Here is a 23,391-nt window from a genome sequence, read left to right on the forward strand (position 1 = left end):
CTCCGGAGAAGAAACTTTCCTACCCGAAATGGAGCGCGCGATGGGGGGCCGCAGTCATTGTCTTCCGATGCCGCGCCATCAACGGCGCGTCGTGATGAGCGAAGACCCGTTTTGGATCGTTGTCTGGCGAAGCGGTTCCTACGGCCTACGTTTGGGCAGAACGAATCAAATTGCCTTGGCATCTTGTTGTTCAATTTCATGAATCGACGCCCGCCGAGGGCCAGGCGCCGCTAGACAGGTATCAGACCTCTGGTTCGGGGTGGCGAACCATCGCTTCAGCCTCCCTGGCCAGTTCCTCGCGCACCGCGGCGCAAGCCAGTGCGAGATCCGCCAGCAGGTCGGCGGTGTCCTCGATGCCCACGGAGATCCGCACCAGCCCTTCGGATATTCCAAGGGCCAAGCGTTCCTCTAAGGTGTTCTCCACGTGACTGGTGGTGCGCGCCGGACCATAGATGGTTTCCACGGCCCCCAGATTGCCGGCCCGATGGGCGTACTTCAGGCGCGGCAGCAGCCGCACGACAGTCTCCATGCCGCCTTTGAGCACAAAGCTGACGATGGCGCCGAAGTTGCGCATTTGCGCACGGGCGATCGCATGTCCGGGGTGCTGGGGCAAACCGGGGTAGTTGACCGCCTCCACCAGCGGCTCACCGCATAGGTACTCAGCCAGCGCCTGGGCGCTCGCCTGCTGCTGGCGCACGCGCAATGCCAGTGTCTTGATCCCGCGAATGATCAAATAGGCCGAGAATGGATCCAGTGACGCGCCGTTGATTTCGCGATAGTGACGCACCTGCCCCATTAGCGATTCGGCGCCGCAAACGACGCCGCCAAGCACGTCGCCATGGCCGGACAGGAACTTGGTGGCGCTGTGCACCACAATGTCGACACCCAACGTCAGGGGATTCTGGTTCAGAGGCGTGGCGAAGGTGTTGTCGGCCACCACCAGAGCACCGGCCTTTTTGGCCACAGCGGCTAGGCGCTGGATGTCCAGCACCTTCAGGGTCGGATTGGTCGGTGTTTCCAGATAGAGCAGGTCACATCCAGTGGAGATTTCCCGCTCGATGGCCTCAGTGTCCAGGGTGTCACATAGACAGACCTGCACGCCTATGCGCGGCAGGAACTCCTCGAAGATCTTATTGGTGCCGCCGTAGCTGTCGCGGGTCGAGACCACGCGCATGCCGCTTGTCAGGAAAGTGTGCAGTACACCACTGATGGCTGCCATGCCACTGCTGAATGCGACCGCCGACTCCGCCTGCTCCAGATCGCAAAGCTTGGCCTCCAGCGTTGCTACCGTGGGGTTGCTCATGCGGCTGTAGATGTAGCCCGGCTGTTTGCCCAAGGCGACGTCGTACCAGACATCAATGTCCTGATAGCCATAGGCCGCGCTGACCACGATTGGAGTCTGGGTCGCATTGTACGGATGCTGGACCTGCTCACCGCCCCAAACTACTCGGGTCTCGACGCTGGCGATGCTATTCCGCTCGACTTCCACTTTCTTGTTCATATCCGGTTCCCGCAACACTGAGATGACTTCACTGACCCGTGGGTCGGTCTGCAGGGACTATAGGGAGACGGCAGCGAACTGAAAAACGATGTAATCAGGGGCTAAGTAGTATGTTTTTTAATGGCTCCTACACAGAGGGTGTGCAGAAATTTGTGTACCCGGGGTTTGGGTTACTGCTGCGGCAGACTGCCTTCGTCGCTGATCGTAAAGCGCGTCAACGCCGTCTTCCAGTCACGGATCGACATCGTCTATTTCTTTCTGAAGTTGCGTAGTGCCCAGTAGAACAGTTTCAGCAGCGCCTCGCCGCTGGGAAACGAGCCGCGATTCTTGGTGATTTTGCGCAGACTCATGTTCACCGATTCGATGGCGTTGGTGGTGTAGATCACCTTGCGAATCTCTGGCGGGAAGTCAAAGAGCGGCGTGATACGTGGCCAATTGCACCGCCAGGACTGGCCAATCGGCAGATAGCCATGCCGCGGGCATACAGCTAGAGGATCTTGTCGTCGAACCCCGCCCAGCGGGACTGGTGTTTCTCGACAATCTGCGGATCGAAGGGGCCATGTCGGTCGCGAGGCACTTCGATGGGCTGCTCGCCGAACTCGGCCTTTAGTTTCTTCTTGCGGAAACCGTTGCGGGTGTTGCCAGTTGGATTGCTGGCCGGCTGATGCTTGCTATGGCTCAGGTGGTGGGTCAGCTCGGCATCCAGTGCACGTTCGACTCGCTTCTTGGTCAGTTGCTTGAGGATGCCGTCGGCACCGATCAGGTCTTCAGGTTTCTGGTGGTTGGCTAGGAGCTGAGCCAGCAGCTCGCCGGTGATGGGGTGTGGCGTCTTGCTTATGGTGTCTACGGTTCAGAGCGATAGTGTGGCTCATTAGCCGGTTACACAACATCCGGACACCTTCAACAGGTTTGCAAGTACTCGAACATTTGGATTTGTCCAGCGAGTATGTCGAGTTGAATTATAGTCGGCAGGCAAGCAGGCACGCCATTGCAGTTATTCATAGTAAACTTCTCCACGTAGATCAGAGTAACGTCCGTTAGCGGCGCATAGGGATTTGCGTTTCGATACGTTGAAACAGATGATTAATGATGATGGCCACAAAGATGAAGAATGCAGTAACCACAAGTAATGGTTCGTAGACGAGCAAGGTATCCTGCCGCACTTTGTAAGCCACAGCGTATAAATCCATTACCGTTACAGTGAATGCGAGTGGCGTAGCTTTGAGCTGTAGAACCACTCCACCCGCTAGCACCGGAAGCACATTACGGATCGCACGTGGCAACCAAATACGACGAGTTACCTTTCCCTTCGGCATACCAAAGGCGCGCGCAGCCTCCAGTTCACCTTTTGGTACAGAACATAGGGCGCCGCGCAACACCTCAGCCTCATAAGCTGCATAGTTGAGGGTAAAACTAAGAGCGGCAAAGAAAAAACCTTCGGTTAGAACTGGCCAAATAAAGCTGCCGCGCAGACCGGGAATCATCGGGAGAAGCGAGCCGATACCGTAGTAAAGCAGCCAAAGCTGAATAAGCAGTGGGGTGCCGCGAAAAAAAGTGCAATAAGCATTAGCCAACATCCTAAGTGGACGATTCTGACCAACACGCAGAAGTGCAATGCCGATTGCCAACGGGAAGCCAAGACCAATTGAGATGACAAGTAAGGCAAGCGTTTGCCCAGCTCCCCACAGCAGAAGCGGCCAGTAGTCGAAAATCCACGAGACACTCATATAAGCCTCACGCAACGTGTGGCAGACCGCGCCGGAAACGACGGTCAGCAAGTCTAAAAACAAAACTCGAAACTAACGAGATGATTAGGTAAACAAACGCAGCTGCAAGGAAGAACAAAAAGTACTCCTTGGTATTTCCCGCCGCGATACGCGCTGACAGCGCTAGTTCCTGATAGCCGACTACCGCAATTAGCGCACTGTCCTTGGTTACGTTCATCCAAAGGTTTCCCATACCAGGTAGAGCGTTGGGTATCAGCGCCGGTAACACCACGCGACGAAACCTTAGCAAAGGCGCCATCCCCACGGCCTTGGCGGCCTCGATGCAGCCCACCGGTATAGCCAGAATTGCCGCTCGCAAAACTTCGGTCATGTAGGCCCCCTGCACAATGCCCAGTACGATGACCGCTGCTAGGAATCCGTTGATCTCTATAGGAGAGAAATTGGCCATCGCCAGTAATCGATTCAAGCCATCGGTTCCCGCATAAAAGAGCCCAACGATTAGGACCAATTCGGGAATGGCTCGTACCGCGGTTGTATAAACGTTCAAGCCTACTACCACGGGTTTAAAGCCCGAGAGCTTCCCAAGTGCACCAGCGAGCCCAATCAGCACACCAATAACGTAGGCTCCCCCTGAGATAGCGAGCGTCGCAAACGCGCCTTCCAGCAAGACCCCCCCCCATCCGGGGGGGGTAGGCGAGAGTAGTGCAAGTTTTTCTATCAACCCCGACATACGTAAACCTCTTCGTCCTGCTAGCAGGGATTACTGGCCATAGGGGTCGAATTCGAAGTACTTGGCAGATATTTTCTGATAGGTTCCATTTTCGCGCAGAGCGTGTATCGCTCCATTGATTCGCTCGGCCAACTTATCCTCGCCCTGCCGAATACCACCACCAATGCCATTACCTAGAATCACTGGATCATCAGCCACATTGCCCTTGTCTTCGCAGCAGGACTGACCAAAATTAGTCTTGAGGAACTCCATCAAGGGAATGGAATCCCCGAAGACATAGTCAATACGACCGGCAGAAAGATCCTGGAAAGCTTCATCCAAGGTCGCATAGGTTTTCTGTTCCGCTACGCTGCTGTAATGCTGCGCGAAATAGTTGGATTGGATTGAGGAAACCTGAACCCCGATTGTCTTATTGGCTACATCCTCCGGCGTGGTACCAAGTGAACTGTCACGATAGCCAATCAATTTGGCTGGCGTTTTGTAGTAAGGAGCCGTGAAATCGATGGTTTTTTCCCGTTCGTCAGTGATCGACATAGAAGACCAGATCACGTCGAAACGTTTAGAAAGAAGGCCGGGAATGAGTCCATCCCAAGACATTTCAACTATTGAGCAGTCTTCTTTCAATTCGGCACAGACAGCTTCCATCAACTCGATTTCCCAGCCTACCCATTTACCGCTGGAGTCTTTAGTAAAGAAAGGTGGATAGGGTTCATTCATAAGACCGAACCTGATATCGGCGTGCGCCGAAACAGAAACAATCATTAACGCCCCGGCGAGTGCCTTGGATATCGATTTCATTTTTATGATGCTCACTTTGGTGGATGTCAAACGGCAAGAGCGCCAGTGAACTCGCGTACTCTTTCAGTTGTTGGCGCCCCGAATATTTGATCGGGCGTTCCCTCTTCCTCAACTTGGCCACGATGAAGGAACATCACATGGTTTGAAACGTCACGAGCGAACCGCATTTCATGAGTCACCAGCAACATAGTCCGGCCCTCCTCAGCCAGATCGCGGATGACTTTTAGCACTTCACCTACTAGCTCTGGATCAAGCGCCGAAGTCGGCTCATCGAAAAGCATAACCGCAGGGTTAACGCACAAAGCGCGCGCGATGGATGCGCGCTGCTGCTGCCCCCCTGACATAAACGCCGGGTAGGAATGTCGCTTTTCAAAGAGACCGACTTTGTGGAGAATCGCCTCTGCCTGCTCGGTAGCTTCAGCGCGCGAGCGTTTTAGGACATGGACCGGCGCCTCTATGACATTTTCCAGCACCGTCATGTGGGGCCAAAGGTTAAAGCTTTGGAACACCATGCCGAGTCCGGTTCGAATGCGTTCAATCTGACGAATATCTGCTGGATGCGCGCTTCCATCCCGACCAGTCTTAAGTTGAATTGTCTCGCCATTGACGACGAATCGGCCGCTGTCTGGCGTCTCCAGGAAGTTGATACAGCGCAGAAAAGTGCTTTTGCCCGAGCCTGAAGAGCCAATAAGCGATATCACATCGCCTTTGCGAGCCTTCAACGAAACACCTCTGAGAACTTCGAGATTGCCGTACCTCTTGTGGACGTTCTCTACCTCTAACGCGAATGCTGCCTCTTGATTCATGCGACGCCCCCCCCTAAATGGTTCTCACGCATTCTGTGCGCGGCAGGAAATCCTCGAAGATCTTGTTGGTGCCGCCGTAGCTGTCGCGGGTCGAGGCCACGCGCATGCCGCTTGTCAGGAAAGTGTGCAGTGCACCACTGATGGCAGCCATGCCACTGCTGAATGCGACCGCCGACTCCGCCTGCTCCAGATCGCAGAGCTTGGCCTCCAGCGTTGCTACCGTGGGGTTGCTCCTGCGGCTGTAGATGTGGCCCGGCTGTTTGCCCAAGGCGACGTCGTACCAGACATCGATGTCCTGATAACCGCAGGCCGCGCTGACCACGATCGGAGTCTGGGTCGCATGGTACGGATGCTGGACCTGCTCACCGCTCCAATGCACTCGGGTCTCGACACTGGCGATGCGACCCCGCTGGACTTCCACTTTCTTGTTCATACCCGGTTCCCGCAACGCTGAGATGACTTCACTGACCCGTGGGTCGGTCTGCAGGGACTATAGGAAGACGGCAACGAACTGAAAAACGATGTAATCCGGGGCTAAGTAGTGCTTTTTTTAATGGCTGAATCGCCACGGCTTTTGTAGACACTCGATGACCGCTTTTGGCCGATTCTGTTGAAAAAGTCGGCCTCTGAAAGAGCCGCTTCTTGGCAGCTCAAAAATCGCTCAACTCTGGCGTTGCCACGTAAAAACCAAGACAGCTCCGTCTTTTGAGTGACTCAGATTTCAACGTCGCTAACGCTCATTCATTGGCAAAAATCGCGACAGGACTTTTTCAACAGAATCGGCCGGTAGCTGCCAGTGCTGGGCTTAAGGAGAAAGCGAATTGCTGGTCGCGTTGGAGGATGTCGTTGGGGAAGTGGTGGAAAGAGTTGAGGCGCTGGAAAAGGCTTCACAGTCCTGCGTCAACGAGTAGATCAGAAGGTCTGCACTGCATGGCGCCCGCGATACGCGCAATGTTCAGGAACGTGACATTTCGCTTGCCGCGCTCGATGCGGACTTGCGGCCTGCCTTCGTGGACGAGTGTCAGGCCGGGTTCTATCAACTCGACCCGTTCCACCTGGCCTGCCAGTTCGGTCAGACCGATGGGTTGTACAGCATGCGGCGGCTGGCGCCTGAGCGCTTTCATACCACTGAGTATTTCCGCAGCTATTACCGCTATCTGGAGTTGGCCGAGAAGCTGGGTCTGATCATCACAGTGGGTAAGGGGAGCAGGGCCGTGCTGTCGCTGTTGCGGCGCAGAGGCGCGTCGCCTTCCACTGAGGAGGAGAGGCAGTTGCTACGTAACGCGGCGCCGGTGGCGGAGCAGGTGGTGCGCTTGGCCTGGGAGGCGCATCGGCGGGGTGAGCGGTGCGTTGTGGATGATCTGGACGACTGGATGGATGAAGCGTTTGAGCAGTTCGGCCGGAATGTGCTGACCAGACGGGAGCGCGAGGTAGCGCGGTTGCTGCTGGAGGGACACTCCAGCATCTCGGCGTCGCAGTGCCTGCAAATCAGTCCGGGTACGGTGAAGGTGCACCGGCGCAGCCTCTACGAGAAGTTGAGCATCGGCAGCCAATCACAATTGCTGGCGCTGTTCGTGCGGCGGCTTAAGAGACGGGATGAGGCATGAATCGCGGCGCGTTTTGTGAGCGCGGCGAATTAGCCTGGCTGCAACCCTTCGCCGCCCGTCACGGAGCGATCCACGAGGCGGATGCTGTCTCGTCCGTCCCGCTTGGACTCGTAGAGCGCGGCGTCGCCTTGCTCGATCAATGCCGCCAGGCTGGTCGGTGGCTGGTCGAACAGGCTGGCGCCGATGCTCAGGGTTACAGCCTCGGGGGTGTCGAAGGTCCGCGAGGCGGTTGCGTGGAACTGCTCCCGCAGTTGGTTGCCCAGCTCGAAGATGCATTCACGTGAGGCACGGCTCAGCAGGACGACGAATTCGTCGCCGCCCAGCCGGGCGGCGAGCGCATGCTCGGGCAGTAGCGAGCGGATCATCTCGCTGAGCGCCACCAGCAACCGGTCGCCTGCACCATGGCCATGCAGGTCGTTGACCAGTTTGAAGTTGTCGATATCGATTAGCAGCAATGCGCCCGGCTGAGTCTCACAGACCTCTTCCAGCAGGCGCGGTGCGCGTGCTTCGAGGGCGCGGCGGTTGTAGAGGGCGGTCAGGGGATCGCGCGCGGCCAGCCGGGCGATGCGTTTTTCACGCCGATGGCGCTCTGTGCCGGTCATTGAAAGGGCGATCAGCATGATCGCCATCGCACCTTCCACGAGCGAAATCTGGATGATCTCGCCCCGGAAGGCTGCCAGATCCACCAGCGTGCCGGGAACCACGGCCGTCATGGACTTGACCAGGTAGAAAAGGCCGTGGGCCAGCAGCACGTAGCGCAGTTGCACCGCGCCCACGCTCAGTGATTTGCCGTGGGGGCGCAGGAGGGCGCTGGCCCTGAGCGCCAGCAGGGCGACCAACAGCGAGTTGGCGAGGAACATGACCTTCGACCAATGCGGCCCGTCCGGCAGCAGCAATAGGGCCGCCCAGGCGACGAAGATCAGGTACCAGGCCCGGGACAGCCGCGTCCCGGTGAAGCGCGCGACCCCTAGCAGGAACAACCAGTGGGCTATCACCAGCAGGCCGTTGGCGAACCAGATGCCGATGAACAGAAGGCCGTTCCCGCGCAGCAGGGCCAGTGTCGAGCCGACGGTGATGGTGGCGAAGCCGGCGCTCCAGTACAACAGCGAGGGTTCACGAATGCTGCCCCATTCGACCGCCAGGTACAGGGCGGCGGCGGCCGCGAGCGCAATGGAAAGGGTCAGCATCGTGGGCGGATCGAGCGGCATATCCGAATTGGGCTGTATTGCGGCTGAAGTTAAGGATTGTATGCGCTCGGGGGGATCTTTCGCAGCGCCCGCCGGGCTTTTACGAACGCGGGTGAGGACGGGCCAATGAGTCGCCCGGGATTCCTTGCCGGATGGAATGGGTGAGCCGGCCACCCCGGAGGTGGCCGGCGCCTTCAGGCTGACAGGCTCAACTGGCTGCCCACGCGGCTGCTGCAGCCGGCTCCCGTTTCGTACTGCTTGAGCAAGGCCGCCATTAGGCGGCCGTACCCTGGTCTTCGGTGCTGCTCGCCGCCTCGTCGGTTTGGCCGAACGGCAGGCCTTCCGCGCCCTGGCCGGGCGGCGGTGGCGGGGTCTGGCCCGTCAGCGGCGGGGCAACGTCAATTGCGCCAACAGACCGCCGCCTTCCGGCGCGAGCAGTCACGCCCACCGCCTCGATATTGAAACGCGCCAGATAGCCGCAGAGCAGTTCACGGATGGGCGCGTCATCGTCCACGATCAGGGCGCGGACGCTCCAGCGGTTCCGGGGAAAGGGCGTGTCCGAAGCGGAAGTCGATTGCATGGCGAAGCTCGTGCCGAGGAGGAGGGCGTTTGGCGGCCCAGGAACTGCACGCGGGCGTGCTTCGGGTGGAGGCGCTACTTGGCGATGGACGTTGCGAGGCGCGGTGGGCTTTCTCACCTCCAGCCCTTCCCCATTCGGAGAAGGGCTGGGAGTGGGGGGATGCCTCAGCCTGCCCGAGCGAGAATGGCGCGCGCCACCCTCGATCCGTTCTCCTTGCCCAGCACCGCGCAGATGCGTTGCCCGGCGCTCACCAGCTTGTTCATATCGATACCGGTCTCGATGCCCATGCCGTTGAGCAGGTAGAGGACGTCTTCGGTTGCGACGTTGCCGGTGGCACCCTTGGCGTAGGGGCAGCCGCCGAGGCCGGCGACCGAGCTGTCGAACACGGTGATGCCTTCCAGCAGGCTGGCGTGGATGTTCGCCACGGCCTGGCCGTAGGTGTCGTGGAAGTGGCCGGCGAGGCGGTCGCGCGGCACACGGGTGCCCACCACGTTGAACAGGTGGCGGGTGGCGCCGGCCGTGCCGGTACCGATGGTGTCGCCCAGGGACACTTCATAGCAGCCCATGGCGTAGAGCTCAGCGGCAACGCTGGTGACCTGTTCGGCGGGCACCTCGCCCTCGTAGGGGCAGCCCAGCACGCAGGACACATAGCCACGCACGCTGATGCCGTGGGCCTTGGCCGCGTCCATTACCGGCACGAAGCGCGCCAGGCTCTCGGCGATGGAGCAGTTGATGTTCTTCTGCGAAAAGGACTCGGACGCGGCAGCGAACACCGCCACCTCCTTCACCCCGGCTTCCACGGCGGCTTCGAAGCCCTTGAGGTTCGGCGCCAGGGCTGCGTAGGTCACGCCGGCCTTGCGCTGGATCTGCGCGAAGACTTCGGCGGAGCCTGCCATCTGCGGCACCCACTTGGGCGAAACGAAACTGCCCACCTCCACATAGCCGAGGCCGGCGGCGGTGAGATCGTCCACCAGGCGCACCTTGTCGGCGACGCTGATAGGTTGTTTCTCGTTCTGCAGGCCATCGCGCGGGCCGACTTCGACCAGGCGAACCTTGCTGGGAATAGTCATTGCGTCATCTCTCGATTCGGGTGCTGGACCGTAGGATGGGTCGGGCGGCGTTCCGCGAGCGGAGCGATACCCATCAACTCCGCGATGGGTATCGCAGGCTCCACCCATCCTACAGAAGCGTCATGGCAAAGCCTCAGGCCTCTTCCAGGTCGACGAGGGCGGTGCCTTCGTTGACCAGCTCGCCTTCGCTGCAATACAGCGCCTTGACCACGCCGGCGTGGGGTGCGCGGATGCTGTGCTCCATCTTCATGGCTTCGAGCACCACCAGGGCGGTGCCGGCTTCCACTGTCTGCCCGGCTTCCACCAGGACGCGCACGATACTGCCGTTCATGGGCGCCGTCAGCCCGCCGTGGTGGGCGTGGCTGGCTTCGACTTCCTCGATCGGGTCGACGCGGCCGACGCTGCGCAGCTCGCCATCCCACTCCAGGTAGAGAGTTTCGCCCCGGCGGATCGCCAGGTGCTGGCGGCGCAGGCCGTCCTGCTCCAGGGTGACGAATTCGCCCTTGAGCTGGATCGGGCTGGCGGCCGCACCGCGCAGGCGTATGACCTGGCGCTCGTCGTCGCAGGTCAGGTGCAGGTCGGTCGCGCTCGGCAGGCCGGCACGCCAGCCGCTGTTGCGGCTCCAGGGGGAGTGCGGGTCGTCGCCGCGCACGCGCTCGGCCTCGCTCTGGCGGAAGGTTTCGCCAGCCACCTGCCAGAAGACCGGGGGCAGGGCGGCCGGGGCGGGCAGCAACTGCTCCTGGTGACGGGCAATGAAACCGGTGTCCAGCTCGGCAGCGGCGAAGGCCGGGTGGGCCAGCACGCGACGCAGGAACGCCAGGTTGGTCTTGAAGCCGCCCACGGCGGTTTCATCCAGCATGGCCAGCAGGCGTTGGCGGGCTTCTTCGCGGTTCTCGCCCCAGGCGATCAGCTTGGCCAGCATGGGGTCGTAGAAGGGCGATACCTCGTCACCTTCGGCCACCCCGCTGTCCACGCGGCGGCCGGGGCCGGCATTGGCTTCGCGGTAGAGGGCGAGGCGGCCGCTGGCGGGCAGGAAGTCCTGATCCGGGTCTTCGGCGTAGAGGCGCACTTCGATGGCGTGGCCGATCAGCGGCACCTGCTCCTGGGTAATGGGCAGGGCCTCGCCACGGGCAACGCGAATCTGCCAGGCCACCAGGTCCAGGCCGGTAATGGCTTCGGTAACCGGGTGCTCCACCTGCAGGCGGGTGTTCATCTCCATGAAGAAGAAGTCGCCGCGCTCATCCAGCAGGAATTCCACGGTGCCGGCGCCCACATAGCCGATGGCCTGGGCAGCACGTACGGCCGACTCACCCATGGCCTTGCGGATTTCCGGCGAGAGGCCGGGGGCGGGTGCTTCTTCCACAACCTTCTGGTGGCGGCGCTGGATGGAGCAGTCGCGCTCGTTCAGGTACAGGCAGTTGCCGTGGCTGTCGGCGAACACCTGGATTTCCACGTGGCGCGGCTTGAGGACGTACTTCTCCACCAGCATGCGCGAGTCGCCGAAGGCGGACTGCGCTTCGCGCTGGGCGGAAGCCAGGGCCTCGGCCAGCTCGCTTTCGCGCTCCACGACCTTCATGCCCTTGCCACCGCCACCAGCGGCGGCTTTCAGCAGCACCGGGTAGCCAATGCGCTCGGCGGCGGTGCGGAAGGTGTCCAGGTCCTGGGCTTCGCCGTGATAGCCGGGCACCAGGGGCACGCCGGCGGCTTCCATCAGCGCCTTGGCGGCGGACTTGCTGCCCATGGCGTCGATGGCGGTGGCCGGCGGGCCGAGGAAGATCAGCCCGGCATCAGCGATGGCGCGGGCGAAGCCGGCGTTCTCGGAGAGGAAGCCGTAACCGGGGTGGATGGCCTGGGCGCCGCTGGCTTTGGCAGCGGCGATGAGCTTGTCCACCAGCAGGTAGCTTTCCGCTGGCTTGGCGCCGCCCAGGTCCACGGCCACGTCAGCCTCGCGCACGTGGCGAGCGTTGCGGTCGATGGCGCTATGCACGGCCACGGTACGGATGCCCAGCGCCTTGGCAGTGCGCATGACGCGGCAGGCGATTTCGCCGCGGTTGGCGATCAGCAGGGTGGTGATCATTGTTATTGCTCCTGCCAGGACGGTTTGCGTTTCTCCAGGAAGGCGCGCAGGCCCTCCTGGCCTTCGGGGCTCACGCGGATGCGGGCGATGGCGCTTTCGGTGTAGCGGCGCAGGTTGGGGCTGAGGGCTCCGCTACCGACTTCGCGCAGCAGGTCCTTGGTGGCGCTCATGCCCTGCGGGCTGTTCTGCAGCAGGTTGGCCGTCCAGGCTTCCACGGCCTGGTCCAGTTCCTCGGATGGATAGCACTCGGCGAGCAGGCCCAGTTCACGGGCGCGTTCACCGCTGAAGCGTTCGGCGGTCAGGGCGTAGCGGCGCGCGGCGCGCTCACCGATGGCCTGGACAACGAAGGGGCTGATCACCGCGGGGGCCAGACCAATGCGCACTTCCGACAGGCAGAACTGCGCGTCCACCGCGCCGATGGCCATGTCGCAGCAACTGATCAGGCCCAGCGCGCCACCGAAGGCCGCGCCCTGCACCACTGCAAGGGTTGGCACCTTGAGGTGGTAGAGGTTGTACATCAGCTCGGCCAGCTCGCGGGCATCGTCGAGGTTGGCGGCGTAGTCGAGCTGGGCGGATTCCTGCATCCAGGCCAGATCCGCGCCGGCGGAGAAGTGCCGGCCGCGGCCGCGCAGGACCAGGAAGCGCACCTTTCCATGCGCCTTGACGGCATCCAGGGCGAGGATCAGCTCGCGGATCATCCCGGCGTTGAAGGCGTTGTTCTTGTCCGGACGGTTCAGCCAGAGGGTGGCGATGCCGTTGTCGGCGAAGTCCAGTTGCAGCGTGTTGAAGTCGGTCATCCTGCTCTCCTGTAGGAGCGAGCTTGCTCGCGATCAGCGGTGGTACCCGGGTTCGCCAGCAAGCTGGCTCCTACGATGGCTCCACCGGTCGCAAGCAGGGTTTACATGCGGAACACGCCGAAGGTGGTTCGCTCGATCGGGGCGTTGAGGCTGGCCGAGAGCGCCAGGCCGAGCACGTCGCGGGTCTGCGCCGGGTCGATCACGCCGTCGTCCCACAGCCGTGCGCTGGAGTAATACGCATGCGCCTGGCGCTCGTACTGCTCGAGGATCGGCTGCTTGATGCGGGCTTCGTCTTCGGCGCTCAGGCTGTGGCCGGCGCGTTCGCTCTGCTCGCGCTTGACCTGGGTGAGCACGCCGGCGGCCTGCTCGGCACCCATCACGCCGATGCGGGCGTTGGGCCACATCCACAGGAATCGCGGGTCGTAGGCGCGACCGCACATGCCGTAGTTACCCGCACCGAAGCTGCCGCCGATGATCACGGTGAATTTCGGCACCTTGGCGCAGGCCACGGCGGTCACCAGCTTGGCACCGTGCTTGGCGATGCCGCCTTCTTCGTACTTCTTGCCCACCATGAAGCCGGTGATGTTCTGCAGGAACAGCAGCGGGATGCCACGTTGGCAGGCCAGTTCGATGAAATGCGCGCCTTTCTGCGCGGCCTCGGCGAAGAGGATGCCGTTGTTGGCGAGGATGGCGATGGGGTAGCCGTGCAGGTGAGCGAAGCCGCACACCAGGGTGGTCCCGAACAGCGCCTTGAATTCGTCGAACTCGGAGTCGTCCACCAGGCGGGCGATGACTTCGCGCACGTCGAAGGGCTGCTTGGCATCAGCCGGGATCACCCCGTACAGCTCATCGCTGGCGTAGCGCGGAGCGAGCGGGGCGCGCAGGTTCAGCTCGCCGGCCTTGCGCCAGTTGAGGTTGGCGATGCTGCGACGGGCCAGGGCCAGGGCGTGCTCGTCACTCTCGGCGTAGTGGTCGGCCACGCCGGACACCTTGCAGTGCACGTCGGCACCGCCCAGCTCTTCGGCGGTCACCACTTCACCGGTGGCGGCCTTCACCAGCGGCGGGCCGGCGAGGAAGATGGTGGCCTGGTTGCGCACCATGATGGTCTCGTCGGACATGGCCGGCACATAGGCGCCGCCGGCGGTGCAGGAGCCCATGACCACGGCGATCTGCGGGATGCCCATGGCACTCATGTTGGCCTGGTTGAAGAAGATGCGGCCAAAGTGTTCGCGGTCGGGGAACACGTCTTCCTGGCGCGGCAGGTTGGCGCCGCCGGAGTCCACCAGGTAGATGCAGGGCAGGCGGTTCTGCTGGGCAATGGTCTGGGCGCGCAGGTGCTTCTTCACAGTCAGCGGGTAGTAGGAGCCGCCTTTCACCGTGGCGTCGTTGGCCACGATCATGCATTCCACGCCTTCCACGCGACCGATGCCGGCCACCACGCCGGCGGCGGGTACGTCTTCGCCGTACACCTCATGGGCGGCGAGCTGGCCGATTTCGAGGAAGGGCGAGCCGGGGTCCAGCAGGCGATTGATGCGCTCGCGAGGCAGCAGCTTGCCGCGCGAGGTGTGGCGTTCCTGGGCCTTGGCGCCGCCGCCTTCATGGATGCGGCCGAGCAGGCTGTGCAGGGCGCCGACCTGTTCGAGCATCGCCGCGCTGTTGCGGGCGAACTCCGGGGAACGGGTGTTGATCTGGGTGTGCAGGATGGCCATCTGGCGCGCTCCGTCGAGTGTGGTGCCCAGTGCTCTCTTGTAGGAGCCAGCTTGCTGGCGAAGGCTTGTCCGCGTGCAAGCTCGCTCCTACAGGGGCTCGGTGTGGCGATCAGCGGGTTTCGTTGTAGAGCTCGCGGCCGATCAGCATGCGGCGGATTTCGCTGGTGCCGGCGCCGATCTCGTAGAGCTTGGCGTCGCGCAGCAGACGGCCCGCCGGGTACTCGTTGGTGTAGCCGTTGCCGCCCAGCAGCTGGATGGTGTCCAGAGCCATCTTGGTGGCCATTTCGGCGGTATAGAGAATTACCGCAGCGGCGTCCTTGCGTGATTCCTCGCCGCGGTCGCAGGCCTTGGCCACGGTGTACAGGTAGGACTTGGACGCGTTCATGCCGGCGTACATGTCAGCCAGCTTGCCCTGCACCAGTTGGAATTCGCCGATGGACTGCTTGAACTGCTGGCGCTCGTGCACATAGGGCAGCACCACGTCCATGCAGGCGCTCATGATCCCGGTCGGGCCGCCGGAGAGCACGGTACGCTCGTAGTCCAGGCCGCTCATCAGTACGGCCACGCCTCGGCCTTCCGCACCGAGGATGTTTTCTTCCGGCACCTCAACGTCTTCGAACACCAGCTCGCAGGTGTTGGAACCGCGCATCCCCAGCTTGTCCAGCTTCTGGTGGCGGGAGAAGCCCTTGAAGTCGCGCTCGACGATGAAGGCAGTCATGCCGCGCGAGCCAGCGTTGACGTCGGTCTTGGCGTAGATCACGTAGGTGTTGGCGTCCGGGCCGTTAGTGATCCACATCTTGTTGCCGTTGAGTACGTAGCGGTCGCCTTTCTTATCGGCGCGCAGCTTCATCGACACCACGTCGGAGCCGGCGTTGGGCTCGCTCATGGCCAGTGCGCCGACATGTTCGCCGGAGCACAGCTTGGGCAGATACTTGAGTTTCTGCTCGTGGGTGCCGTTCTTGCGGATCTGGTTGAGGCAAAGGTTGGAGTGGGCACCGTAGGACAGGCCGACCGAAGCGGACGCGCGGCTGATTTCTTCCATCGCCACCACGTGTGCCAGGTAGCCCATGTTGGTGCCGCCATATTCCTCTTCCACGGTCATGCCGAGCAGGCCCATGTCGCCGAACTTGCGCCACATGTCCATGGGGAACTCGTTATCACGGTCGATCTGCGCGGCACGCGGGGCCAGTTCGGCTTGAGCGAACTGATGGACGGAGTCGCGCAGCATGTCGATGGTCTCGCCGAGACCGAAGTTGAGAGTGGGGTAGCTCATCGTTACACCTGTGCTTGTCATTGTCGGAGGATGAGTGAATCAGGCGTTGACGCCCTGTTTGCGTTCGGTTTCGGCCATTGCCGCCAGGCAGCGTTCTTCGGCCGTATCCAGTTCCAGCTGCATCTGCTGGATATCCAGCAGTTGCTGTTCAAGCTGCGCGCGGCGCGCGGCGATCTTGTCCATGAAGGTCTGCAGCTGCTTGCGGTTGCCGCTGCTGGGGTCGTAGAGGTCGATCAGTTCCTTGCATTCGGCCAGCGAGAAACCGATGCGCTTGCCCCGCAGGATGAGCTTGAGTGCCACCAGATCCTTCGGGCTGTAGATACGTTCCTGGCCACGGCGCTCGGGGCTGAGCATGCCTTGCTCCTCATAGAAGCGGATGGCGCGGGTGGTGACGTCCAGTTCGCGGGCCAAGTCGGAAATGCTGTAGGTGGTGGGCATGGTCGGGGCTCGTGGCTGTGTTTACCTTTACGTTAACGTAAACCTGTGCCAACCTGACTGTCAACTACGCTTCGCAAGAGCAGGCGACGGCCGGAATGGCTTGATACTTGCTGCCTGCAGGGGAGTTGGCCCGCTCTTTACGGACGTGGGCCGGGGGTGTAGACATTCAAGGCGAGCGACTTGACCGCCGGCCCATGCCGGGGCGCACGCTGGAGCGAGAGATGGCGCAAGACATTCGAATAAAAACCGCTGCCGATCCATTGCACGAGTCGCGTCAGGCTCGTTTGAAACTGGCCAGCGAAGGCGAACTGCCCCAGGGCGTGCTACGCGACGAGATCGATGCCTCGTGGCGGCGCAGTCTCGGCCACGGCCTCAATTGCCTGGAAGGCGAGCAGGTCGAGCAGCGGCACGACCTGCAATTGCTGCTGGACAGCAACCGCCTGCTGATCGATGCCGCCACGCCGGAGCTGGAGTACCTGGTCAGCCAGCAGGGCAAGGGCGGGCTGATCATCCTCGGCGATGCCCAGGCCAACGTTCTGGCCATCGAAGGCCAGACCGAATTCCTCAAGAGCTTCGGCCTGCGCGACCTGCGTCCCGGTAGCTGCTGGAGCGAGTCCCTGCGCGGCACCAACGCCATCGGCACCGCCGTGGTCGAAGGGCGACCGACCCTGATCAACTGCGGCGAACACTACCTGGATCGCCTCAGCCCGTTCTCCTGCACCTCGGTGCCCTTGCGCGATCCCCAGGGCCGGGTGGTCGGCGTGATCGACCTGACCCGAGAAGGGGTCATGGCCCAGCCCCAGGACAACCTCGCCACCCTGATGCTGGCCGCCGGTAACATCGAGAGCCGCATGTTCGGCCTCTGCTACCCGGATCATCTGGTGCTGGCCTTCCACAGCCGTCCGCAATACCTCGGCAGTGCCTGGCACGGCCTGCTGGCCGTCAGCCTGGACGGCGAAGTACTCGCGGCCAACGAGCGCGCCTGCGACCTGTTGCAGATGCGCCGCGAAGCGCTGGTGGGCCGCCGTTCGAGCGACCTCATCGGTGAACGCTCGCCGCAATTCATCACCCGTCTGTTGCAGGGCGGGGTGAGCAGCGTGCAGACCGCCAAGGGCGAGTTCTTCTTCCGCGCCCTTCAGGTGCCGCGTCACACCAGCCTTGGCGGCCCGGCACCTGCTGCCAAGGCGCCGGCCTCGCAGAAAGCCTTGCTACTTGATGAGCTGGCCGGACGCGACAGCCGTTTCGCCCGCGCTCTGCGCATGGCGCGCCAGGGCCTGGCCAACGAACTCCCGGTGCTGCTGCTGGGCGAGACCGGCACCGGCAAGGAAGTGGTGGCCCGCGCGTTGCACCAGTCCAGCCCGCGTGCCGACAAGCCTTTCGTGGCGGTGAACTGCGCCGCCATCCCGGAAGGCCTGATCGAGTCCGAACTCTTCGGCTACCGCGAAGGCGCATTTACCGGTTCGCGTCGCGGCGGCATGGTTGGACGGCTGATGCAGGCCCACGGCGGCACCCTGTTCCTTGACGAAATCGGCGACATGCCGCTGAGCCTGCAGGCGCGCCTGCTGCGGGTGCTGCAGGAGCGCAAGGTAGCGCCGCTCGGTGCTGGCGAAGAACAGGACATTGACGTCGCCGTGATCTGCGCCACCCACCGCGACCTCAAACGCCTGGTGCAGGAAAAGCACTTCCGCGAAGACCTCTACTACCGCATCAACGGCGTCAGCCTGCGTCTGCCGGCCCTGCGTGAGCGGGATGACCTGGGCGGAATGATCAGCGGCGTGCTGCACAAGTTCGGCGCGTCCAATGTGAGCCTCGACAAGGACCTCACCGAGTTGCTGTCCGGCTACGACTGGCCGGGCAACATCCGCCAGCTGGAAATGGTCCTGCGCTCGGCGCTGGCCATGCGCGAGGCGGGCGAGAAAGTGCTGGGGCTGGATCACCTCACCGACAGCCTGCTGGACGAACTCACCGCCAGTTGCCGCCAGCCCGGCAGCATCCGCGAGAACGAGCTGGAGCTGATCCGCGGCGCTCTGGACCGCCACCAGGGCAATGTCTCGGCCGCCGCCGACGCCCTCGGCATCAGCCGCGCGACCCTGTATCGCAAGCTGAAGCAGCTCAGGGGATGAAATGGCCTCCTTCGAAATGTGTGGCAGGAACCTTGTGGGGGCGAATTCATTCGCCAAGCAGACCGCAGGTCTGCCCTGAAAGACCCAAGGGGGCTGCGTTGCAGCCCATCGCGAATGAATTCGCCCCCACAGTGAAACTGCAGATCCTGGCCGTAACCTGATGACTCGTCTGCTCCTCAAACTGGTGGAAACCAGCGACCCCGACCTGCTGCGCCGTGCCCTGGCCTGGCTTTATGGCTTCGTCCGCCCGCAGCTGCGCGCCATCCTTGTGCTGCTGGGCCTGTCCCTCGGCGCCTCCCTGCTGGTGCTGGCCCAACCCTGGCTGACCAAGACCCTGATCGACGACGGCCTGCTCGCCAAGGACTTCGGCCTGCTGGTGCAGGTAGCGGTGACGATGATCGCCGTCGGCATCCTCGGCACCGTGCTGTCGGGCATCAACCGTTACCTGCACACCCGGCTCTCGGGCCGCATCCTCTTCGCCCTGCGTGATGACCTCTATCGCCACCTGCAGCAACTCTCGCCGGCCTTCTATGGCCGCAAGCGCATCGGCGACATCCTTTCCCGGCTGGATGGCGACGTGGCGGAAATCCAGCGCTTCGCCGTGGATTCGCTGTTCTCCGCCGTCTCCAGCGTCATCGGCCTGATTGGCGCGGTGACCCTGATGTTGCTGCTGTCCTGGCAGCTTTCCCTGCTGCTGGCGCTGCTGATCCCCATAGAAGTGCTCTGGCTGCGCTGGATGCGGCGCAAGGTCGAGCGCGAAGTGCGCAGCCTGCGCGAGCGCTCGGCGGATGTGTCGTCCTTCCTGGTGGAAACCCTGCCGGCGATGAAATTCATCCAGGCCGCCGGTCAGCAGAAACGCGAATCGGACCGCCTGGAAAGGCTCGGGCAGGGCTATATGAGCCAGTTGCTGCGTGTGCAAATCACCGAGTTCTTCACCCATGCCGTGCCCGGCACCCTGACCTCGCTGTCCCGCGCCTGTGCTTTCCTCATCGGCGGCTATTGGGTGATCCAGGGCACCTGGCAGTTGGGCGCGCTGATCGCCTTTTCCACCTACCTCGGCATGGCCGTTGGGCCGGTGCAGAGCCTGCTGGGCCTCTACGTGGCGTTGCAACGGATGACCGTGAGCCTCGGCCGGGTGATGGAGCTGCAGCAGGAACCGGTACCCGTGCGCCAGCCCGAAGCGCCCAAACCCATGCCGGAGGGCAGGGGAGAACTGCGCCTGGAGCGCGTTCATTTTGCCCACGAGCAACGTGCCGGTGCCGTGCTGCGCGACGTAGACGCCTGCATTCCCGCTGGCCTCAAAGTCGCCATCAGCGGCGCCTCGGGTGTCGGCAAATCCACCCTGATCGACCTGCTGCAACGCTTCTACGACCCGGACCAGGGGCGCGTCCTGCTGGACGGCGTCGACCTGCGCGAACTGGACCTCTTTGCCCTGCGCCGGCGCATCGCCGTGGTCAGCCAGGACATCGTCCTGTTCCGTGGCACCCTGGCCGAGAACCTTGTCTACAGCGCCCCCGACGCCACCCGCGAGGCCCTGGAACAGGTAGCGCGGCTGGCCCGCCTGGACAGCCTGATCGAATCCCTGCCGCTGGGCCTGGACAATCCACTGGGCGAGCGCGGCCAGCAACTTTCCGGCGGGCAGAAACAACGCATCGCCATCGCCCGCGCGCTGCTGCAGGACCCGCTGATCCTGGTGCTGGATGAAGCCACTTCGGCGGTGGACGAAGCCACCGAGCGCGAAGTGATCGCCGCCATCGACCAGCTCTTCGCCGGGCGTACGCGCATTCTTATCAGCCACAGGCCATCCACCCTGGCCCAGGCCGACATCGCCTTCCGCCTGGAGCACGGCCAGTTGCACAGCCAGGAACCCGAGCAGGTGAGCCATGGCCAGTGAGCTTGCCGTCGGCATCATCGACAGCGGTTTCGCGCCGGAGCAGGGGAGCCGCGTCGTCTTGGCCCGGCGCTTCTGGCTGGAAGGCGGTGAGTTGCTCGATGGCGAAACCCAACCCGATGCCCTCGGCCACGGCAGCGTGGTGCTGGACACCCTGACGCGCCCGTGCGGCCCGGTCCGCCTCTGTGTCGCCCAGGTTTTCGCCGAGCGCTGGCAGACCAGCCCGCTGCAGATTGCCGCTGCCCTTCACTGGCTGATCGAGCAGAACGTGGCCCTGGTCAACCTGAGCCTCGGCCTGCGCAACGACCGCCCGGTGCTGCGTGAGGCCTGTGTGCTGGCCCATACCGCCGGCATCCTGCTCTGCGCCTCCAGCCCGGCCCAGGGCGAGCCGGTGTACCCGGCGGCCTATCCGGGCGTGATCCGCGTGACCGGCGATGCCCGCTGCGCGCCGGGGCAATGGTCCTGGCTGAACAGCCCGCAAGCCGACTTCGGCGCCCATGTCGCAGCGGCCAATGGCGTGGCGGGTTCCAGCATCGGTTGCGCGGCCCTTTCCGGCATCATCGCCGGCTTCCTGCAAGCCCATCCCGGCGCCGGCCGCGAGGCTGTGCTCCAGTGGCTACGCGAGGGTGCGGCCTTTACCGGACGGGAGCGCCGTGGCCATGACTGAGATCGTCGTGCTCGGTGCCGGCCCGGCCGGAGCGGCGGCGGCTCTCGGGCTGCGTCGGCTGGGCTACTCCGTGCGGGTGGTCAGCGAATGGCGCCGCTTTGCGGCAGTGGAGGGCGTGTCCCAACGGGTGCTGGATGGGCTGCGGCAAGCCGGCCTTGATCGTGCGCTGGCCTGCGCCGCCGCTCCCTCGCCGCGGCGGGTGCAGTGGAACGGCGACGGCCAGTCGATCAATCAGGAATGCCTGTTGGATCGCCCGCAGTTCGATGCTGCCATTCGCGAAGACCTGCGCGCTGCTGGCATCGAGGTGCTGGAGGCGCGGGTGCTGAAAGTGGAAAGCACCGGAGACGGCCAACTGATCCATCTCGAACCGGGCGACCCCCTGCGCGCGGACTTTCTTGTCGAAGCCCGTGGTCGCCAGGCGCCGCTGGCCGGTGGTCGCCTGCGCGGACCGGAAACCTTGAGCCTGCTCAACCAGTGGCAGGGCGCCCCCGGTCAACCGGCCTCGGCGGTGGAAAGCCTGCCCGATGGCTGGGCCTGGATGGCGCGCCTGACGGACGGCCGCTGCTACTGGCAGATCACCCTGGACGCCCGCGGCCTGCCGCCCAAGGAGCAACTTCCCGACTACTGTGCCCATCGCCGCCGCGACTCCGCGCTGGTGCGCGAGCTGTTCGGCGCCCAGGCCCTGCAGCCGGCCCGCCTGCACGCCCGCAGCAGCACGGCGATTCTCTTCCACGAGGCCAGCGGCCCCAACTGGCTACGGGTAGGGGATGCCGCGATGGCGGTGGACCCACTCTCCGGCAACGGCATCTTCCAGTCGCTGTCGTCGGCCCTGCAGGCATCGGCAGTGATCAACACCATGATTCAACGCCCCGCGTGCGCCGAACTGGCCCGGCGTTTCCACCAGCGCCGGGTGGAACACCTGTTCCTGCGCTTCGCCCGCACCGGGCGGGACTTCTACGCTCTGGAGCAACGCTGGCCAGACGCAGCCTTCTGGCGTGAGCGCCGTGACTGGCCCGACGCCGAGCCCATGCACGCGTCGGCGGACTTCAGCCGGGTGCGCGTGGAGCGTGCACCGGTGATCCATGGCGACCTGATCGAAGAGGCCGATGTGGTCGTAACGGCGGACCAGCCGCTGGGCATCTGGCACCTGCAAGGCATCGAACTCGCCCCCATCGTTTCCGCCCTGCATCGGGGTGAGCTGACCCAGGCCCTGGCCACCCTCCCGGAGCAGCCTCGTCGACTGGTGCAAGGCTGGCTGCTGGTCCAGGGCTATAGGCCCTGAACCCGCTCAGGCCGCTGCTTTTTCTGTGGGGGCGAGTTCATTCTGCTTGGCAATTGAGATGGCTATGTCTGCGTTACGTGTTGTCGGGAACTGCATTGCCCGTAGGAGCTGGCTTGCCAGCGAATGGCCGCGTTTCGCTGGCAAGCCAGCTCCTACAAGGCTCTTGGCCCGATGGTCAATCTCTCGCAACAGCTAACGCAGACAAAGCGATTGAAATCGCCCCTACAACGGCAACGCCTGGCCGACCGGCTTGGAGAGCCTTGTCCATGGAAAGTCTGCTGGTCGCTGCCGGGGTGTTCATCTGCCTGAGCGTTGCCTCGCTCACGATTCCGATACCTGGACGAACTTGGCGACGAATTCGCCGCCATCAGTCCGACTGGGGAGATCGTCTCCAAGCCAAACCACCCGCCGGCAATCGATGGGTGTGCATGCACTTTTCGTTTAAACAGCACGTCAAACCAATCGTTTCTGGAAAAAGAAGCGCTTGTGCTCTGGAGGGAAATCATCGAGGTGGCCGAACTCGGTGAAACCGTGCTTTTGATAGAACTCGGGTGCCTGGAAATCGAAGGTGTCCAGCCAGATGCCGACGCAGCCTTTTTCACGTGCAACATCTTCTGCCATGTTCATCAGGCGTGAGCCTGTGCCTTGCCCTCTTGCTTGCTCAGGTATGGCTAGCAGCTCGATGAACAGCCAACGATAAAAGATCTCGCCATAAAGGCCCCCAATGATTTCGTTGGTGTGCTCATCGCGGACTAGCAGGGCGATTGCTTCTCGCTTTGGGTCACCCGCTTGAGAAACGTTATAGGCCCGCAAGGGCTTGAGGATTGCTGCGCGCTGATCTTCGCCTGGATTTACCGTCAGTTCGATACGAGTACTCATTCGCTAGTCCTTTAGATGTTTACTGATATGAAGAGGCGCCACTTGCTCGATTGGCTGGGCTGAACCGCTTGCGCCCGCTTTCTTGTAGTTGGCTACGGCTGCCCGCTGATCAGTGTGCCGGTTCTTCTCTTGGCGATCGATTTGCGATCAGGAGATTAATTCTTCTCCGAGCAGGGGGCAGCGCTTTCGGGCGATGGCTTCAAGCGTTTGGGGTTGTGCGGCGGCAGGTCAATGCGGTGAGCAAGACCC

17 protein-coding genes and 5 pseudogenes are annotated in these 23,391 nt (G+C 62.8%); 5 read left to right on the top strand and 17 right to left on the bottom strand.

The genetic code is table 11. From position 1 onward, the window contains the following. Positions 1-241 precede the first annotated feature (241 nt). The 8 genes and pseudogenes from E8F20_RS08110 to E8F20_RS08145 all read right to left on the bottom strand — a co-directional run. Entirely contained in the window at positions 242-1,501 is a 1,260-nt protein-coding gene (locus E8F20_RS08110) for a cystathionine gamma-synthase family protein (RefSeq protein WP_280283300.1), read from the bottom strand. A gap of 170 nt (positions 1,502-1,671) precedes the next feature. Beyond that, a pseudogene (locus E8F20_RS08115) lies at positions 1,672-2,339 on the bottom strand (transposase). 199 nt (positions 2,340-2,538) lie between these two features. Then, positions 2,539-3,228, bottom strand: a complete 690-nt coding sequence (locus E8F20_RS08120; RefSeq protein WP_280283301.1) for an ABC transporter permease subunit — start codon at positions 3,226-3,228, stop codon at positions 2,539-2,541. Between the two features lie 7 nt (positions 3,229-3,235). Further along, the gene (locus tag E8F20_RS08125) at positions 3,236-3,895 is read right to left on the bottom strand and encodes an ABC transporter permease subunit (protein ID WP_348529615.1); all 660 of its coding nucleotides are present in this window, start codon (positions 3,893-3,895) and stop codon (positions 3,236-3,238) included. A 93-nt stretch (positions 3,896-3,988) separates the two neighbouring features. Continuing rightward, entirely contained in the window at positions 3,989-4,756 is a 768-nt protein-coding gene (locus E8F20_RS08130) for a transporter substrate-binding domain-containing protein (RefSeq protein WP_280283303.1), read from the bottom strand. A 26-nt stretch (positions 4,757-4,782) separates the two neighbouring features. Next, a pseudogene (locus E8F20_RS08135) lies at positions 4,783-5,538 on the bottom strand (ABC transporter ATP-binding protein); the annotation flags it as partial. A 61-nt stretch (positions 5,539-5,599) separates the two neighbouring features. Continuing rightward, positions 5,600-5,995: pseudogene (locus E8F20_RS08140) on the bottom strand (PLP-dependent transferase); the annotation flags it as partial. 454 nt (positions 5,996-6,449) lie between these two features. Then, positions 6,450-6,554, bottom strand: a pseudogene (locus E8F20_RS08145) (XRE family transcriptional regulator); the annotation flags it as partial. An 18-nt stretch (positions 6,555-6,572) separates the two neighbouring features. Here E8F20_RS08145 and E8F20_RS08150 point away from each other — a divergent pair. Continuing rightward, positions 6,573-7,169: a helix-turn-helix transcriptional regulator gene (locus E8F20_RS08150; protein ID WP_280283304.1), complete on the top strand. Its 597-nt coding sequence runs from the start codon at positions 6,573-6,575 to the stop codon at positions 7,167-7,169. 29 nt (positions 7,170-7,198) lie between these two features. Here E8F20_RS08150 and E8F20_RS08155 read toward each other — a convergent pair whose 3' ends face one another. From E8F20_RS08155 to E8F20_RS08190, 8 genes and pseudogenes are all read right to left on the bottom strand, one after another. Further along, positions 7,199-8,377: a GGDEF domain-containing protein gene (locus E8F20_RS08155; RefSeq protein ID WP_280283305.1), complete on the bottom strand. Its 1,179-nt coding sequence runs from the start codon at positions 8,375-8,377 to the stop codon at positions 7,199-7,201. 415 nt (positions 8,378-8,792) lie between these two features. Further along, positions 8,793-8,936: pseudogene (locus E8F20_RS08160) on the bottom strand (DNA-binding response regulator); the annotation flags it as partial. A 164-nt stretch (positions 8,937-9,100) separates the two neighbouring features. Then, positions 9,101-10,006, bottom strand: a complete 906-nt coding sequence (locus E8F20_RS08165; RefSeq protein WP_280283306.1) for a hydroxymethylglutaryl-CoA lyase — start codon at positions 10,004-10,006, stop codon at positions 9,101-9,103. Between the two features lie 133 nt (positions 10,007-10,139). Beyond that, the gene (locus tag E8F20_RS08170) at positions 10,140-12,083 is read right to left on the bottom strand and encodes an acetyl/propionyl/methylcrotonyl-CoA carboxylase subunit alpha (RefSeq protein ID WP_280283307.1); all 1,944 of its coding nucleotides are present in this window, start codon (positions 12,081-12,083) and stop codon (positions 10,140-10,142) included. Between the two features lie 2 nt (positions 12,084-12,085). Continuing rightward, on the bottom strand, positions 12,086-12,880 hold the full coding sequence (locus E8F20_RS08175; protein WP_280283308.1) for a gamma-carboxygeranoyl-CoA hydratase: 795 nt from the start codon (positions 12,878-12,880) through the stop codon (positions 12,086-12,088). Positions 12,881-12,981: 101 nt separating this feature from the next. After that, positions 12,982-14,589 carry a carboxyl transferase domain-containing protein gene (locus tag E8F20_RS08180; protein ID WP_280283309.1) on the bottom strand — a complete coding sequence of 536 codons (1,608 nt, stop codon included), beginning with the start codon at positions 14,587-14,589 and terminating at the stop codon, positions 12,982-12,984. 109 nt (positions 14,590-14,698) lie between these two features. Further along, on the bottom strand, positions 14,699-15,862 hold the full coding sequence (locus E8F20_RS08185) for an isovaleryl-CoA dehydrogenase (protein WP_028630062.1): 1,164 nt from the start codon (positions 15,860-15,862) through the stop codon (positions 14,699-14,701). Between the two features lie 39 nt (positions 15,863-15,901). Further along, positions 15,902-16,300, bottom strand: coding sequence for a MerR family DNA-binding transcriptional regulator (locus E8F20_RS08190; protein ID WP_028630063.1), 399 nt, complete (start codon positions 16,298-16,300; stop codon positions 15,902-15,904). A 221-nt stretch (positions 16,301-16,521) separates the two neighbouring features. Here E8F20_RS08190 and E8F20_RS08195 point away from each other — a divergent pair, with 221 nt between their 5' ends. The 4 genes from E8F20_RS08195 (at position 16,522) to E8F20_RS08210 (ending at position 22,263) form a co-directional block, all read left to right on the top strand. Next, a complete protein-coding gene (locus E8F20_RS08195) occupies positions 16,522-18,423 on the top strand; it encodes a sigma-54-dependent Fis family transcriptional regulator (RefSeq protein WP_280283310.1) in 1,902 nt (633 codons plus the stop codon). Between the two features lie 160 nt (positions 18,424-18,583). Next, positions 18,584-20,317, top strand: a complete 1,734-nt coding sequence (locus E8F20_RS08200) for an ABC transporter ATP-binding protein (protein WP_280283311.1) — start codon at positions 18,584-18,586, stop codon at positions 20,315-20,317. Then, complete coding sequence (locus tag E8F20_RS08205; RefSeq protein WP_280283312.1) at positions 20,307-20,981, top strand: peptidase S8 and S53 subtilisin kexin sedolisin; 675 nt, start codon at positions 20,307-20,309, stop codon at positions 20,979-20,981. The genes E8F20_RS08200 and E8F20_RS08205 overlap by 11 nt, the downstream gene beginning before the upstream one ends. Beyond that, the gene (locus E8F20_RS08210; protein WP_280283313.1) at positions 20,974-22,263 is read left to right on the top strand and encodes an FAD-dependent monooxygenase; all 1,290 of its coding nucleotides are present in this window, start codon (positions 20,974-20,976) and stop codon (positions 22,261-22,263) included. The genes E8F20_RS08205 and E8F20_RS08210 overlap by 8 nt, the downstream gene beginning before the upstream one ends. 453 nt (positions 22,264-22,716) lie before the next feature. On the opposite strand, the gene E8F20_RS08215 is transcribed toward E8F20_RS08210, so the two are convergent. Then, entirely contained in the window at positions 22,717-23,142 is a 426-nt protein-coding gene (locus E8F20_RS08215) for a GNAT family N-acetyltransferase (protein WP_280283314.1), read from the bottom strand. Positions 23,143-23,391: the final 249 nt, after the last annotated feature.

Source organism: Pseudomonas sp. BN415, from assembly GCF_029871195.1.
In the GTDB taxonomy this organism is placed as follows: domain Bacteria; phylum Pseudomonadota; class Gammaproteobacteria; order Pseudomonadales; family Pseudomonadaceae; genus Metapseudomonas; species Metapseudomonas resinovorans.

What these genes read in the sequence shown, in the direction of transcription:
- E8F20_RS08205 (WP_280283312.1), top strand. Translation starts at nt 20,307, where the DNA reads ATGGCCAGTGAGCTTGCCGTCGGCATCATCGACAGCGGTTTCGCGCCG.
- E8F20_RS08210 (WP_280283313.1), top strand. Translation starts at nt 20,974, where the DNA reads ATGACTGAGATCGTCGTGCTCGGTGCCGGCCCGGCCGGAGCGGCGGCG.
- E8F20_RS08175 (WP_280283308.1), bottom strand. Translation starts at nt 12,880, where the DNA reads ATGACCGACTTCAACACGCTGCAACTGGACTTCGCCGACAACGGCATC.
- E8F20_RS08130 (WP_280283303.1), bottom strand. Translation starts at nt 4,756, where the DNA reads ATGAAATCGATATCCAAGGCACTCGCCGGGGCGTTAATGATTGTTTCT.
- E8F20_RS08155 (WP_280283305.1), bottom strand. Translation starts at nt 8,377, where the DNA reads ATGCCGCTCGATCCGCCCACGATGCTGACCCTTTCCATTGCGCTCGCG.
- E8F20_RS08170 (WP_280283307.1), bottom strand. Translation starts at nt 12,083, where the DNA reads ATGATCACCACCCTGCTGATCGCCAACCGCGGCGAAATCGCCTGCCGC.
- E8F20_RS08200 (WP_280283311.1), top strand. Translation starts at nt 18,584, where the DNA reads ATGACTCGTCTGCTCCTCAAACTGGTGGAAACCAGCGACCCCGACCTG.
- E8F20_RS08215 (WP_280283314.1), bottom strand. Translation starts at nt 23,142, where the DNA reads ATGAGTACTCGTATCGAACTGACGGTAAATCCAGGCGAAGATCAGCGC.
- E8F20_RS08180 (WP_280283309.1), bottom strand. Translation starts at nt 14,589, where the DNA reads ATGGCCATCCTGCACACCCAGATCAACACCCGTTCCCCGGAGTTCGCC.
- E8F20_RS08190 (WP_028630063.1), bottom strand. Translation starts at nt 16,300, where the DNA reads ATGCCCACCACCTACAGCATTTCCGACTTGGCCCGCGAACTGGACGTC.
- E8F20_RS08195 (WP_280283310.1), top strand. Translation starts at nt 16,522, where the DNA reads ATGGCGCAAGACATTCGAATAAAAACCGCTGCCGATCCATTGCACGAG.
- E8F20_RS08110 (WP_280283300.1), bottom strand. Translation starts at nt 1,501, where the DNA reads ATGAACAAGAAAGTGGAAGTCGAGCGGAATAGCATCGCCAGCGTCGAG.
- E8F20_RS08120 (WP_280283301.1), bottom strand. Translation starts at nt 3,228, where the DNA reads ATGAGTGTCTCGTGGATTTTCGACTACTGGCCGCTTCTGCTGTGGGGA.
- E8F20_RS08165 (WP_280283306.1), bottom strand. Translation starts at nt 10,006, where the DNA reads ATGACTATTCCCAGCAAGGTTCGCCTGGTCGAAGTCGGCCCGCGCGAT.
- E8F20_RS08185 (WP_028630062.1), bottom strand. Translation starts at nt 15,862, where the DNA reads ATGAGCTACCCCACTCTCAACTTCGGTCTCGGCGAGACCATCGACATG.